This is a genomic window from Inquilinus sp. KBS0705 (assembly GCA_005938025.2).
Taxonomy (GTDB): Bacteria; Bacteroidota; Bacteroidia; order Sphingobacteriales; family Sphingobacteriaceae; genus Mucilaginibacter.
Genome location: VCCI02000001.1, coordinates 1937779 through 1951263 on the forward strand (window position 1 = coordinate 1937779; position 13485 = coordinate 1951263).

At 44.5% G+C, this 13485-nt stretch carries 15 protein-coding genes and 1 pseudogene; 6 read left to right on the forward strand and 10 right to left on the reverse strand.

What is annotated here, in order from left to right:
- Positions 1-96 precede the first annotated feature (96 nt).
- Positions 97-768 carry a hypothetical protein gene (locus FFF34_008420; protein TSD67400.1) on the reverse strand — a complete coding sequence of 224 codons (672 nt, stop codon included), beginning with the start codon at positions 766-768 and terminating at the stop codon, positions 97-99.
- A 177-nt stretch (positions 769-945) separates the two neighbouring features.
- Between FFF34_008420 and FFF34_008425 the strand changes: the two genes are divergently transcribed.
- The 3 genes from FFF34_008425 (at position 946) to FFF34_008435 (ending at position 3243) form a co-directional block, all read left to right on the forward strand.
- On the forward strand, positions 946-2229 hold the full coding sequence (locus FFF34_008425; GenBank protein TSD67401.1) for a tyrosine--tRNA ligase: 1284 nt from the start codon (positions 946-948) through the stop codon (positions 2227-2229).
- Positions 2230-2314: 85 nt separating this feature from the next.
- Positions 2315-2761, forward strand: a complete 447-nt coding sequence (locus tag FFF34_008430) for a DUF2384 domain-containing protein (protein TSD67402.1) — start codon at positions 2315-2317, stop codon at positions 2759-2761.
- Positions 2761-3243: an RES domain-containing protein gene (locus FFF34_008435; GenBank protein ID TSD67403.1), complete on the forward strand. Its 483-nt coding sequence runs from the start codon at positions 2761-2763 to the stop codon at positions 3241-3243. Before FFF34_008430 ends, FFF34_008435 begins: the two co-directional genes overlap by 1 nt.
- Positions 3244-3246: 3 nt before the next feature.
- On the opposite strand, the gene FFF34_008440 is transcribed toward FFF34_008435, so the two are convergent.
- Complete coding sequence (locus FFF34_008440) at positions 3247-3897, reverse strand: hypothetical protein (GenBank protein TSD67404.1); 651 nt, start codon at positions 3895-3897, stop codon at positions 3247-3249.
- A 54-nt stretch (positions 3898-3951) separates the two neighbouring features.
- Positions 3952-4939 (reverse strand): annotated as a pseudogene (locus FFF34_008445) (acyl transferase).
- A 123-nt stretch (positions 4940-5062) separates the two neighbouring features.
- Here FFF34_008445 and FFF34_008450 point away from each other — a divergent pair.
- Entirely contained in the window at positions 5063-5737 is a 675-nt protein-coding gene (locus FFF34_008450) for a lipid-binding SYLF domain-containing protein (protein TSD67405.1), read from the forward strand.
- A gap of 356 nt (positions 5738-6093) precedes the next feature.
- Here FFF34_008450 and FFF34_008455 read toward each other — a convergent pair whose 3' ends face one another.
- From FFF34_008455 to FFF34_008485, 7 genes are all read right to left on the reverse strand, one after another.
- Positions 6094-6762, reverse strand: coding sequence for a hypothetical protein (locus FFF34_008455; protein TSD67406.1), 669 nt, complete (start codon positions 6760-6762; stop codon positions 6094-6096).
- A 4-nt stretch (positions 6763-6766) separates the two neighbouring features.
- Complete coding sequence (locus FFF34_008460) at positions 6767-7276, reverse strand: sigma-70 family RNA polymerase sigma factor (GenBank protein TSD67407.1); 510 nt, start codon at positions 7274-7276, stop codon at positions 6767-6769.
- A 211-nt stretch (positions 7277-7487) separates the two neighbouring features.
- Complete coding sequence (locus FFF34_008465) at positions 7488-7829, reverse strand: hypothetical protein (protein TSD67408.1); 342 nt, start codon at positions 7827-7829, stop codon at positions 7488-7490.
- Between the two features lies 1 nt (position 7830).
- Positions 7831-10266, reverse strand: coding sequence for a penicillin acylase family protein (locus FFF34_008470; protein ID TSD67409.1), 2436 nt, complete (start codon positions 10264-10266; stop codon positions 7831-7833).
- Positions 10267-10300: 34 nt separating this feature from the next.
- The gene (locus FFF34_008475) at positions 10301-10876 is read right to left on the reverse strand and encodes a nuclease (GenBank protein ID TSD67410.1); all 576 of its coding nucleotides are present in this window, start codon (positions 10874-10876) and stop codon (positions 10301-10303) included.
- A gap of 176 nt (positions 10877-11052) precedes the next feature.
- Positions 11053-11250, reverse strand: coding sequence for a hypothetical protein (locus tag FFF34_008480; GenBank protein TSD67411.1), 198 nt, complete (start codon positions 11248-11250; stop codon positions 11053-11055).
- Positions 11251-11575: 325 nt separating this feature from the next.
- Complete coding sequence (locus FFF34_008485; GenBank protein TSD67412.1) at positions 11576-11929, reverse strand: glyoxalase; 354 nt, start codon at positions 11927-11929, stop codon at positions 11576-11578.
- Between the two features lie 135 nt (positions 11930-12064).
- Between FFF34_008485 and pgmB the strand changes: the two genes are divergently transcribed.
- Both pgmB and bla read left to right on the forward strand, forming a co-directional pair.
- Positions 12065-12715 (forward strand): beta-phosphoglucomutase, encoded by a 651-nt coding sequence (gene pgmB / locus FFF34_008490; protein ID TSD67413.1) that lies wholly within the window; start codon positions 12065-12067, stop codon positions 12713-12715.
- A gap of 47 nt (positions 12716-12762) precedes the next feature.
- The gene (gene bla, locus FFF34_008495; GenBank protein TSD67414.1) at positions 12763-13485 is read left to right on the forward strand and encodes a subclass B1 metallo-beta-lactamase; all 723 of its coding nucleotides are present in this window, start codon (positions 12763-12765) and stop codon (positions 13483-13485) included.

A 13485-nucleotide genomic window follows, 5' to 3' on the forward strand; every position in this document is an offset into this window, starting at 1 on the left:
CTGTTTTTAATACTTTTTGCCCGAAACAGCCAACTTAAACCGCCGGGTGCGGCATTAAAAAACAAATTTTACTGAATTTCAATAGCTTATAATCCACTATGCAACAGCAATTTTGGCCTCAATTTGGTTATATATAGTCATGAAATCGCCAATCAAATTATTGCGATAAGCTATAAGCAAGCTGCACATCTCAGCCTCCTCCTGTGGAGTAAACGGGTTGCGCCACACGCGCATGCAAATGCGTTTTAGGGCATAGGTTACCTGCTCTATATTGGCGTATGTGGTTAAATATCTGCTGCTTTTAAATTCTTTAAAAAACCTGAAGAAAACTTCTGGATCTTTCATCCCCGCAAAAACTAAAAATTGGTTTATTACTTCGTCTTCGCAGTTGTTTAAATGTGCGTAAAAGTCATCAACGCTTACCATACCTGTGGTAAGCAATAAATTATCAAGTATCAATTCAATGGCAATATGCCCTAAAAAAAAGGGCTTTACCGGCGAGCCTTTTATAGTGGGGGTAAGTAAATTTTTTAGGGTATGCGAGTGATAAAGGAAAAACTCAGCACTATGAAAGTATTTGTCTACCAGCAGGTGCTTGTTCCAGCCGTTTATAATTGAGTTTACCTTGGGGTTGGCATGAACCAACTTCTCCGGGTGAAGCACTAATGACTTATCCGCATTTTTTAACAGATCGGGCAGTACGGTACCTAAGGTAAAGTAGCAATCGGTGGTATCCCTGTCAAAATAATAATGCGAAAGAAAATTCATAGGCGCGGCTTGATCTATTTTTTACAAATTACAAAAATTGGGCTGTAATTTAACCCTTGTCACTTTATATTATAATGCAATGACCGTACTGTAGATTTAACACCTAATTGCCCTGGTTGTTTATGCAACAGATTATTCTACTATATTTGCCATTTTTGATATATATACTACACACTAATGAATTTTGTTGAAGAATTACGCTGGAGAGGCATGCTGCATGATATTATGCCCGGTACCGAGGATGTATTGAATAAAGGCATGGCATCGGGCTATATCGGTTTCGACCCTACTGCCGACTCGTTACATGTGGGCCACCTTACACAGATCATGACGCTTATCCATTTCCAACGTGCCGGCCACAAGCCTTATGCTTTGGTGGGTGGTGCAACCGGTATGGTAGGTGACCCTTCAGGTAAATCGGCCGAGCGTAATTTACTAAGCGAAGATGTGCTTAATCACAACCTGCAATCGGTACAAAAACAACTTGAGAAATTTTTAGATTTTAATACCGGTGCCAACAGCGCACAAATGGTAAACAATTACGATTGGTTTAAAAACTTTACTTTTTTAGATTTTATACGTGATGTAGGCAAGCACCTTACCGTTAATTATATGATGGCTAAGGATTCGGTAAAAAAGCGCTTAGAGGGTGATACCGGAATAACGTTCACCGAGTTTACTTACCAATTGGTACAGGGCTACGATTTTTACTATTTATGGAAAAACCATACCTGTGTACTGCAAATGGGCGGCAGCGACCAATGGGGTAATATAGTTACCGGTACTGAGTTGATACGCCGTAAGGACCAGGGCGAAGCTTATGCGTTAACCACACAATTGATAAAAAAAGCAGACGGTACCAAATTCGGCAAAACCGAAAGTGGCGCGGTATGGCTGGATGCCAGGCGTACATCGCCCTACCAGTTTTACCAATTTTGGTTAAACACAAGCGATGTTGATGCAAAATCATATATCCGTATTTTCACTTTGTTTGATAAGGCGGTTATTGAAGCTTTAGAGCTTGAGCAAGATGCTGCCCCACATACACGAGTATTGCAAAAAGCTTTGGCAAAGGATATTACCATACGTGTACATGGCGAAGCCGAATACGAAAAAGCAATAAAATCGACCGAGTTTTTATTTGGTAATACAGGCATCGAGTTTTTAAATGAGTTAAATGATGACGAAGTTATTGGCTTATTTAGCGGTGTACCTAACTTTACTATTAGTAAAAGCGAGCTGGAAGCCGGGATAAATGCTACCGATTTACTTGCCGGTATAACTGCAGTATTCCCTTCAAAAGGCGAAGCCAAAAAAATGATACAAGGCGGCGGAGTAGCTATAAACAAAGCCAAAATAAACGCAGCTAAAGATATTTACAAAACCGATAAACTCATCAATAACAAATACTTAGTAGCGCAAAAAGGAAAGAAAAATTATTTTTTAATAATTGCCAAATAATTTTGAATTACGACAAAATGTAGTTATTTTTGGATAAATGTCGTACAAAATAAAACATACTGTAAAAAATGAGGTTAATGAACCTATGGCAATGTATATTACCCAGGCTTCATCAACCCCGTTTTATAATTTGTTAGGCGGGGCAAAAACCGCTAAATCATCTTCTGATTTTGACATCATTACCCTGGCTAGGCAGGGTTTTCCAAAAAAAGCGTTGCTGGCTTTGGCTAAAAAAATATCATTAAACATACAGGAGTTAGCTAACATTATCCACATCTCCGAGCGTACCCTGCAACGCTACGATGATGATGCCATTATTAAAACCGAATATGCCGAGAAGGCCGTTGAGCTTGCCCGCCTGTATACCCGTGGCGAAGAGGTATTTGGTTCGATGGATAAGTTTAAGCAATGGGTAAAAACGCCGGGCCATATTTTTAAAGGCGAGGCCCCGGTTACCATACTTGATACTTCGGCAGGCTTTGATTTAGTCTTTAAAGAGCTTGGCCGCATAGAGCACGGTGTTTTTGCCTGATGACACTTTACCGCATAGCCAAATGCAATTACGTTAACGATTTAACCGGAACCGGTGCCCGCTTGTATGGCGGCCGCTGGAATAGCGAAGGAAAATCGATGGTTTACCTTGCATCTTCGAGGGCATTGGCTGCATTGGAGGTTTTGGTACACATGCCACCGCTATTATTACCTAATAACTTTTGCATTGCCGAAATTGAGGTGCCTGATAAAAACATCTTAACTTTAGATGAAAGCACCTTGCCCGATAACTGGCAGGATGTATCATACCCGGCCGAATTAAAACAAATTGGCAATACTTTTATTCGCGAAGCTGCTTATTTAATGCTTAAAGTACCATCGGCAGTTGTGCCGCAGGAATACAATTACCTGCTTAATCCCTGGCATCCCGACATAAAAAAGGTAAGCATCTTAAAGACCTTACCTTTTAGTTTTGACGAACGGCTTAAGCCAACCTTCCCTGAAAAGAAGGCATCTAAATGAATCTTAAAAATCGCTTAGCAGCTCCAATTTTTTATGGTTGTACTCTTCCTGCGATATCAAACCGCTTTCGAAAAGTGTTTTCAGTCTTTTTAATTTTTCGGTCAGCTCATCTTTCTTAGGCTCTTCGTGCGCTATTGGTGCAGGTGGCGGGGTTGGTGCAGCGGCAGGTTGCGGCGTAACAGGCTGAAAAGCTACCTGCGCGGCATGGTCTATTTGTAACGCTCCCGATTCGGCACGTTTTTCTTCCAAATCGCGCATGCGGCGGGCTTCACGCTCGGCTTGGGTACGCTCCTGTGCGTATTGGTATAGTTTACGGGCCTGTACTTTTGGCAGGTAATCTACCCCCATTTCGGCACCGTTAGTGGTTTTGGCGCTAAAAACGGCACCAATAATTTCTTCTTTGGTATATACATCAATAATGTCTTTCCAAACAAAATCAACAAACTTAATAGAAAGGCCGAGGTTTGCCGGGGTAAAAAACAATATGCGCTTATTGGTTAAGGCAATACAATCCGGAAACAAGTTTACCAAAGGCTTTTTCTGTACGGCTATGTATAAAATCTCTTCGCCAGTTGTTAGCAGGTCTACTAAACGTCCATATATTCTTTCAACCGTTTTAGGGTCTTGTTCTTCGTGCAAAAATTTATCGATCATACTATTAATTGCTATTGGCTGCAAAAATAAGAATATTATGTTAGTTATATAAAACTATGCTATCAGCAAATTACAGCCTCTTATGTCGGAGTTATCAAAGCGGCCCAGCACCTCAAAAGAGCCATCGGCATATACCTTGCCCAGATCTTGCGTAGCTATAAAACGAGCAGGAGTTGATATTAGCCAGATCGATGATATTTACACCGCCTGTTTTGCCGATTTCGACGATGGTGAAAGGATCATTAGGATCGCGTGTGATCACTTTCATCCAGGGCGGACAGTTGAATATCCCCTCGCCTTTTGAGTATGCTTGCGATAAAAGTTCCGTCATGCCGTATTCTGAATGAATGGCATTTACGCCAAACCCGGCGCATAAATCGTGATGCAGTTCTTCGCGTATCATTTCTTTGCGTCGGCCCTTCATTCCACCTGTTTCCATTACTATAAGGCCTGGAAAGTTTAGTTTGTACTGGTCTATAAAGTCGAGCAAGGCAAAGGTTACCCCTATGAGTATGGTTGGTTTGTTGGCTTGCTGCTGCGCTTGCAGCATTTGATAAAGCTCCAGGTGGTTATATAGGTAAAAGCCGCTATTGCGGTTTGCAGACTGTGTGATCATATCCTGCGCCATGTATATTAATGACGAGCCATCCCGCTCCAAATATGACGGCAGCAAAGCCAAAACGGTGTAGTTTGTTATATCGCCGTAAAACAAGGCAAACGCCTTTCGGAAGCTTTGCACATACCAATCAACATCGCTAACATGGTGGCTGCTGGTGATCATCCCGCTAGTGCCCGAACTGGTAAAAACCACTTCATCAGGCTCCAAAGTGCTTTTTATGCTATGCGATTTAAAAAACTCCACGGGTAAAAAAGGTATTTGATCGATATTTTTTATACCTGCAGGGCTTATACCCAAACCACTGATAAACCGGCTGTAAACCTCGCAGTTTTGCGCCTGGTAGTTAAACACCTGCAAAACGGTTTGGTTAAACTGCTGCAGGCTGTTTATAGCGAATACCTGTTGTTTATCGGGCTTTATCATGCAGCAGTAAAGATACTGCGATTAGGCAGAAGTGCGGATATACTGTATGTAAAATATGAAACAAACACGCAAAACACTCGTTATCAGCATTACATTTATGTAACACATATTAAGAACACAACCATGAAAACAATCAAATTTTTAGGCCTGCCGCTGCTATTAAGCGCATTTTTTATACTGGCCTCGGCTAAACCTGCCGACGATAAAGGCGTTGAGAAGCTACATGATGCCAACAACGTTTTAAAGGAATTCACCAAGATGAAAGAGAGCATACCCCACCAACTGTTGGAAGAATACGAGGGTATAGTGGTAATACCCAAGCTGATAAACGCCGGATTGGTAGTTGGCGGCAAACGTGGTAAAGGCATTGCCATGGTAAAACTGCCTAATGGCAGCTGGAGCGACCCTGTATTTGTTACCCTAACCGGTGGTAGCTTTGGCTTCCAGATAGGGGTACAATCGGTTGACCTGGTGTTGGTGTTTAAGAACAAAGGAGTGCTTACCAAGGTCAAAAACGGCGATTTTACTATCGGAGGCGACATTTCGGCGGCAGCGGGACCTGTTGGCCGCAGCTCGACAGCGAGTACCGACCATAAGCTGGAAGCTGAGATCTACTCCTACTCGCGCAGTAAGGGTCTTTTTGCCGGTATCAGCATCAATGGTTCTAATTTAGCTATAGATAAAACGGCAAATGCCAACTTTTATGGCAATACCGAGTCGTCTGCTACGATATTTGAGAGTTCTAAGAGCACATCGCCAGCGGTTGTACAGGTAAAAACCACACTGAGCACCTTTTAAAGGCACATTTTAGCTAATATAAAAACGCCCGGACTAATTTTTAGTCCGGGCGTTTTTGTTTAACTGCTTTAGTTTTATTGGCGGTTGGCTTCATTCTTCGCCCTGTGTGGTATTTTGTTTTTTATTTGTTTTTTTTGTTGATACAGCTTAAGGGTTTTCTCTTTTTTGTTCTGATGTGTTCAACTAATATAAAATTTTAAACCATATTTCCAAACAATCATTTTGGTTGTGATGGAATTGCGGCAATATTGGCAATCCAAAACTTAGTGACAAAATAGTGTCACTAAAAGTTTAAATGATTATTCCGAAATTTGAAAAGTTGGCGGGGAGATGTTGACATTTAAAACGGACGGTAGTTAGCTCTCTTTTTCAAATTCTTCTATTTCGTGTAAAAAGGCCGCGGCGGCATTGGCCTGGTGGTAGCCCGAGCCGGATAGTAAATTACGTGCCCAGGGTTTTATATCCTTTTTACTCAATTCGGTAAATATCCATAGTATAGGCACCAACAGCAGGGCCCCCACCCCCACGTTAGACCATAAATAATCGGCATGCTGCGGCAGGGTAAAATCAATATGCATAAATATTTTGCCCGCTACAATCATCAGCGCCGGGTAAAAGGGGATAAAAAGTAAGCCGAATTTAATGTAGCTGATAATAACCGCTTTTAACGCCCCAATCTTTTTTTGAACGGGTGCTATGGCATCATCATAACCCATTTTTAATTGCAAAATAAGGGTTAACTGCCTGATATCAGATACAAAGCCCATTACGGTAAATAGCAACAATAAACCTGCAGAGATGATAAGTGGCAAATGGTAAAGGTTTTTTGCAATAAAGCTAACCAGGTAGCCCAGTATAAATAAAGCAAATAAGGTTTCGGCCAACTTTAGAATGAACAGCCCCCTGGTTTGTTTATTTACCTTATCCATTTTCATTTGCCTTAATAGTTGCATGTTTATTTGCAGGCTTTTGTCCAGTTTCCTGTCGTACTCGGCCCAGATGTTTTTAAATTCCTGTAGTTCCATGGTGTTAGTTTTTTTGTTGTTTGTCAAATTGTGTTTTTAAGTACTGCTTAATACGGCTTATTTTGGTAGCCACATTGGTTTCGGTTATGCCCAGTATATCGGCTATATCTTTATAACTGTTATTGTCCAGGTACAATATCATCAGGGCTTTGTTCAGCTCATCTAAACGGCCAATAAACTGGTACAGTAAGGTTACCTTTTCGTCCAGTTCTTTTGAATCATCGTCGGCGATATCAAAAACGTTCTCGTTTATAGATGTTGTGCTGATGCGCCTTTTCCTGTCAGACCGGTAAAAAGAGATAGCTGTGTTAAGCGCTATGCGATACATCCAGGTAGATAGTTTAAACTGATTGTTATAGTTACCGAAGGAATGCCATAACTGAATGATGACTTCCTGTACCAGATCCTTGCGGTCCTCGGCATCTGCGCAATAGGCATTGCACACCTTAAATATCAGCTTTTTGTTTTGCTGTATCAGGAATAAAAACTGATCCTTATTGGCTTGCGCAGTCATTTGGTTTGATTATTTACCCTATTATTCGCACAAAGGGTTAAATAATCACAAAGAAAGAGTTTTTTATTTTATCGTTTAGCTGAAAGACTGTTTTTGAACGAGTTAGCTATTGCTTTACAGTTAGGTTGAATAGCTGTAGAGTTGTTAAAGATTGGCATTAAGGGAGATTGCTTCGTACTTCGCAATGACGTATGGTCGAGATGCTTCACCCCTACTTCTCCTTTTCTACCGCCCTTTTTACCAAACTGCCCGATAGGGCGCACATGCCGCCGGCGAGGCCGCCTATGATGGCGGTGATGGCCAGTATCATCCACCATTGGGGCAGGTGAAACATGGCGGCTACGCGGGTGGCCAGCAGGTGGTTATTAGGTATGCTTTTGAGCAAGGCAAGGGCTGTCCACGCTAATGAGATGCCGCCAAAACCCGACAAAAAGGATTTGGTTGACGGCCTGCCCAAAAAATAGGCGGCTATAAATGCCAATATGCAAGCCACCCACCAGGGCACCAGGTATCCGCATATAAAGGCCAATAACAATATTATACCAAACAGCATATTACTTTTTGTTTAAGGTTAAGGTTGTTTTTATCCGGGGCGAAGTTTGTGCGGGCGAAGTCAGGAAAAGTAGTTCGTTCAGCTTACCGGCCTGCCAGGTTTTTAGCATATCATCGTAAAAAAAGCTGCCGGGGTTGCCGCTTTCGCCGCCGGGTATAATACCGTAGCCTTTGGTTTGCGGCCCCAATTGCACCACCATGCGCCACGATGGGCCGTGCCCGTCTTCCAGCGCGTTTATGGTAAAGCCTTCGCCGCCGCTCTCAAAATTACCCGACCCAAAACCCGGCACATGGCCCAAATGCGCCACCTCAAAAGGTTTTACTTTGCCCCATTGCCAGCCCTCGCCCATTTTACCATGGTCGCGTGCAAGCCCGTCAACTGCTGCTGTAAAGGCATGCAGCAATATATCGGTACCGCTTTCCTTTGCGGGCGTGCGCGGGTCATCAAACCACTTCGAGTTCATGTCTTTAAGCAACATGGTTTCGGTACGGTCGTATGATGGGTAGGTATACAACGTATCGGGGATGGTAAACTTATTGGCCCAGGTAAAGTTATAAAATTCAAGCCACCATTTATTGTAAATGCTGGCCCCTACCGATTTTGCTTTGAAAAACTTATCCCATTTTTTCAGCTCGTTAAATGCTGCCAGCTGCGTATCGTCCAGCTTACTGGCATCAATGTAGCGCAGCATAGTGGGCAAAACATCCTGCGCGCGTATGCTGTAATCGTCGGTCTGCAAAACACGCATACTATCTGCCGTAGCCTTTTGCATAGCGCCAAGGCGGTCGTTTATGCGTTTGGCGCGGTTATAACTTTCAAAGCGCCAATTAATGTAATATGGGTAGGTTTTATCTGCCGGCGATTGATTGGCCGAGCTTACAAATCCCCTCGGCGGGTTTTTAACCGTTGGGTTTTGTTCAAAGGGTATCCAGCCATGCCATTCGTTGGCGGGGTTGCTGCCATCCATTATAAACTTGCCCTGCTCTTTATACTTTAGCGGCAGTTTACCGTTTGGTGTAATGGCTATATCATTATCTGCCGATGCAAACACAAAGTTTTGGGCGGGCGCGGTATAGTATTTTAATGCTTCGCGATACTGGTCGTAGTTACCTGCACGGTTAAGCAGGTAAAAGGTTTTAAACTCGTTACTTTCCAGGTGTGCTACCCATTTAAGGGCATTGCCTACGGGCACATTAATATGGCCGCCTTTGGCAACGGCAGCGTTATCGTATACCACCGGGCCATAATGCGTGTATATCACCGTATCGGTAATGGTTTGCCCGCCGCGCACTTTAATGGTTTCTATACGGCGGGTTACGTTGTTCCATTTGTTATTGTACCAGTATTGGTTGCGGGCGGCATCTTTAAACTTTACCTGGTACCAGTCTAAAATATCGGCATCTACATTGGTTACGCCCCAGCTTGCTTTTTGGTTGTAGCCAATAACCACGCAGGGTGCCCCCGGCAGTGTAACGCCATATACGTTTACCCCCGGCGCTGCCAGCTGCATTTGGTACCATATAGATGGCATGGTGAGGTTCAAATGCGGGTCGTTGGCCAATATGGGGTAGCCCGATGCGGTTTTGCTGCCGCTGATGGCCCAGTTGTTACTACCCAAACCAGCAACTTTTTCGCGGTTTATCATTCCGGCTACCATTTGTGCCTTAAAGCTGGCGGGGGGCTGCGGTATATCAAGAGGGGTAAAGTTCCACTTTGTCCCTTCGGGGATAATAGGGCTTTCTTTTGAGGGATAATCCGGGAACAGGTCGTTAACGGCCGCAGCGCCAAATTTATTCAGCACGTTGGTCATGCCCAGTTCATTGCTGCCGCCGGCCAGCGTTTCGGACATCAGCTTAAGCAAAAATGCCGAGTTGATGGGTTTCCATTCTTCGGGCGCATAATCAAGCAGTTTAAATTCTATAGGGTAACCGCCCGGGCGCAGGTGCTTAATATAAGCATTTACGCCATCGGTATAAGCGTTTATCACTTGGCTCATTACCGGGTCCTGCATCATGCCGCGCAGTGTATTCTCGGCACCGTAGGTCATGCCCATGCGGCGGTGGTAGCGGTCCAACGCCAGCGCCTTATCGCCTACCACTTCGGCTAATCTGCCCGCCGCGCTGCGGGTTTGTATATCCATTTGCCACAAGCGCTCGGTAGCGGTAATATAGCCCTGCGCATAATAAAGGTCGTGGTCGTTCTCTGCAAAAATATGCGGAATACGGTTTTCGTCGTATCGTATGGTTACTTTTCCTTGCAGGCCGCTTAGCTTTAGCTGTTTAGCGGCTATAATGTTTTTACTTTCGGCATTTTGCCAAAAACCTGTTGCCGGGTTTAAAAATGCCCCCAGCGGCGGCACATCGCCAAATTTGGTTTGCAATGCCCATATAAGCGCCACGGTAATTGCCAGGGAAAATAAGGCCTTAAATACTTTCATCAGGTTATAGTATAGGTAAGCAAGATAAGCATAATCAATTAAATTGTGCAGCAGTACTATCGCGGTATTTGCGGCGGCGCTTATAGTGCCGTTTAGGCTTTTTGGGCTGGGCGGCCTTTTTACTTACACGGTTTGTTTTTTCGTCTTTCCTGAAATTCCAGGGGGGTGTGGGGTTAGCATCCTGCCACAGGCCCATGTGGTTTTGGCGGGCGTTTTGTTCCAGTTCGGATAGCTGCATGTTTTTTGAATAGGCGCGGTATTGCCAGGCATAGCCGTTCTTTACAATTTCGTAGTTAACGTTGGTACCGTCCTCCAGCAGCACCTGCCCTACTGTGCGCCCGTAGCGGTCTTTTTGGGTAGCATCCAGCTTTACCAGCTTGCCAAAGCACAAGGCGGCGGTAAACTGTTTGGCGGCCTGCCCAAATGCCTGGTTTTTTTCGGGGCAGTCAATCTCGGCCAGGCGTACGGTAATGTTTTGATGATCGGGCGATAGTAGTTCCATAGTATCGCCGTCCTTTATTTTTACTACCCGGTAAAGGGTAGTGTTGTTGTTACAAGCCCATAAGGATAACAGCACGAAAAGGACAATTAACAGGGACTTTTTTGGCATGTGCAATTATACTAAACGGGTGGATGATTTCATTGGATGAGGAAAATCTTATTGAATTGAATCGGGTTTGCACAAGCTTTCGCCGCTCAGTAGCCGCGGGGGCTGTTACTTTGTCTTGAAACAAAGTAACCAAAATTCAAGTCAGCGCGATGCTTCCTGCGCGCCCTGCCGGTTCTTCACGCTTTTTTGTCGATTGTTCGCTTCGCTCCAATCCATCCAAAAAAGCTAAACCGGCATTCCTGCCATACACCCGGCCCGCGCGCGCTGACAAAAGCCCCACGCTCTTTTTTATTTCGGTTAAACTCCATTTTTCCCCACAGCTTCACGTCAGCAAAGCAGCTTCGGGCGAAAGCGGGCAAAACAATGGTGGCCATGTGCGGTGGAAGGGCATAGGAAATTTTGCTGAAGCGAGGCCGTGCGCGAGCGAAGCAGGGCAAAAGATTCCAGCCCGTGGTTTTGCCAGCTTTGCAGGGCAAAGGCCCTGTGCGGCAAAGAAGCCTTTTTGCTGACTTGATTTTTTGTTACTTTTTGATCAAGCAAAAAATAATGGGCCTTCCGCGGCCAGGAGCGGGCCACATTCGTTTGAAGCATAAAAATCCGTTACCCTGCCCTGTCAGGAGGTTGCTTCGTACCTCGCAATGACGCGTTGGGAAGGGTTGCAAACTGCCAAGTGCCAAGTGCCAACTACGCAACTGCCAACTATTTCCCGTGCAAGCTCCAGGCGTTACCATCAGGGTCCTTTACTGTAGCAAAGCGGCCCCAGGGGGTTTTATCGGCAGGGCCAACTTCAATGCCCTTGGCTTTTATGCGTTCAATATCGGCATCAAGGTCATCGCATTTGATCACATTACCGGTAAGGGTGCCGGCCTTTAATCCGGGGAACCAGTTAACCAGCGTAATAGAAGTGCCGCCACCGGGCAGGCCTAATTGTATCCAAAGCGAATCGCCCTGAAAAGGGTTCTCTACCATTAAGGTAAAGCCAAATTTCAGGTAAAAATCCTTTGCCCTTTGCTGGTCGGTTACCGGCACAGATAAAATTTCGATCGTTTTCATCGTTTATGTTTTGGTTTTGCAGATGTTAATTAAACCTATCAAAAATAATCCATATACCAACAGGCTATACACAACAACTAAAAAAATTCAACATAATTTGGCCGCATATTTTACCTTTACGGCTTAAGCAACAGCATGAACAACCTGAAAGCCTGCATATTTGACCTTGATGGCGTAATTGTAGATACCGCGGTGTATCATTACAAAGCCTGGAAACGCCTGGCCAACCAAATGGGCTTTGATTTTACCGAACACCAAAACGAACAGCTAAAGGGAGTAAGCCGTATGGCCTCGCTTGATCTGATACTGGGCTGGGGCAACGTAATCAAAACCGATGCCGAAAAACTGGAACTGGCTACCCGCAAAAACGACTGGTATACCGATATGATAAACCACATGACACCTGCCGAGATATTGCCCGGCGCAGGTGAGTTTGTGCAAGCCTGCCGCGATGCCGGTTTTAAAACAGCCATAGGCTCGGCAAGTAAAAACTCCATCACCATTTTAACAAAGCTTAACCTGCTGCCCCTGTTTGATGCCATTATTGATGGTAACAAAGTGAGCATGCCCAAACCCGACCCCGAAGTATTTTTAAACGCCGCTAAAGAACTTAATGTAATCCCTGCCGATTGCGTTGTGTTTGAAGACGCTGTCGCGGGTATAGAAGCCGCTTTAAATGGCGGGATGAAAGCTATAGGCATTGGCGATGCAGCTACGCTTACAAGAGCTGATTTAGTGGTTAGCGGCCTTGATAAAATGAACCTGGAGATATTGAAAGAGTTGTAAGGCTTGTAAAAGTTAAATACGTTAAAATTTGTAAAGTATAGGTAGAAATGAAGTTGAGATTATTGCTTTTGTGTTTGTTACTATCGTCGGTTGCGTTTGCGCAGCATGGATTTAAAATAGGCATTACCCCCTTAAACAAAAACTTTTATGTGTGCACATCATACGGCCTGCCCGATGGCACCACCCAATTCCCGGCTAACGCGGTGTTTGCGGTTACCAATGCCGGTATAGTGCTGATAGACACACCCTGGGGCGAGGACCAAACCAAACAACTGATAGATACCTTACAAAAGCGTTTTAACCAAAAGATAGCGCTGTGCATATCTACCCACTTTCATGACGACCGCACAGGCGGGCTTGATGTATTGAACAAAAAAGATGTGGAGACCTATGCCAGCAAACTCACCTATAAATTAGGCAAAAGCCGCGGCGAACAGTTGCCCAACTTTACCTTTGCTGCCGATACTACTTTTACGGTAGACAGCCTGGAGATACAAACCTTTTACCCCGGCGAAGGCCACACCCGCGATAACATTGTAGTATGGTTCCCTAAAGACAAGATACTGGTAGGCGGCTGCCTTATAAAAAGCCTTGATACCAAAGATATAGGCTACACGCTTGATGCCAATGTTAGCCAATGGCCCCTATCGGTGCAAAAAGTGGCCGAGAAGTACAAAGATGCCAAATTTGTGATCCCCGGCCACCAGGGCTGGAAAGGTGGTTTAAAACAGCTGCCCTACACGCTTAAAATAATCGCGACCCAAAAATAA

Bases quoted from the DNA above. Each gene is read 5' to 3' on its own strand.
- bla (TSD67414.1), top strand. From the start codon at position 12,763: ATGAAGTTGAGATTATTGCTTTTGTGTTTGTTACTATCGTCGGTTGCG.
- FFF34_008485 (TSD67412.1), bottom strand. From the start codon at position 11,929: ATGAAAACGATCGAAATTTTATCTGTGCCGGTAACCGACCAGCAAAGG.
- FFF34_008475 (TSD67410.1), bottom strand. From the start codon at position 10,876: ATGCCAAAAAAGTCCCTGTTAATTGTCCTTTTCGTGCTGTTATCCTTA.
- FFF34_008435 (TSD67403.1), top strand. From the start codon at position 2,761: ATGACACTTTACCGCATAGCCAAATGCAATTACGTTAACGATTTAACC.
- pgmB (TSD67413.1), top strand. From the start codon at position 12,065: ATGAACAACCTGAAAGCCTGCATATTTGACCTTGATGGCGTAATTGTA.
- FFF34_008465 (TSD67408.1), bottom strand. From the start codon at position 7,829: ATGCTGTTTGGTATAATATTGTTATTGGCCTTTATATGCGGATACCTG.
- FFF34_008455 (TSD67406.1), bottom strand. From the start codon at position 6,762: ATGGAACTACAGGAATTTAAAAACATCTGGGCCGAGTACGACAGGAAA.
- FFF34_008470 (TSD67409.1), bottom strand. From the start codon at position 10,266: ATGAAAGTATTTAAGGCCTTATTTTCCCTGGCAATTACCGTGGCGCTT.
- FFF34_008480 (TSD67411.1), bottom strand. From the start codon at position 11,250: ATGGCCACCATTGTTTTGCCCGCTTTCGCCCGAAGCTGCTTTGCTGAC.
- FFF34_008440 (TSD67404.1), bottom strand. From the start codon at position 3,897: ATGATCGATAAATTTTTGCACGAAGAACAAGACCCTAAAACGGTTGAA.
- FFF34_008430 (TSD67402.1), top strand. From the start codon at position 2,315: ATGGCAATGTATATTACCCAGGCTTCATCAACCCCGTTTTATAATTTG.
- FFF34_008420 (TSD67400.1), bottom strand. From the start codon at position 768: ATGAATTTTCTTTCGCATTATTATTTTGACAGGGATACCACCGATTGC.
- FFF34_008425 (TSD67401.1), top strand. From the start codon at position 946: ATGAATTTTGTTGAAGAATTACGCTGGAGAGGCATGCTGCATGATATT.
- FFF34_008450 (TSD67405.1), top strand. From the start codon at position 5,063: ATGAAAACAATCAAATTTTTAGGCCTGCCGCTGCTATTAAGCGCATTT.
- FFF34_008460 (TSD67407.1), bottom strand. From the start codon at position 7,276: ATGACTGCGCAAGCCAATAAGGATCAGTTTTTATTCCTGATACAGCAA.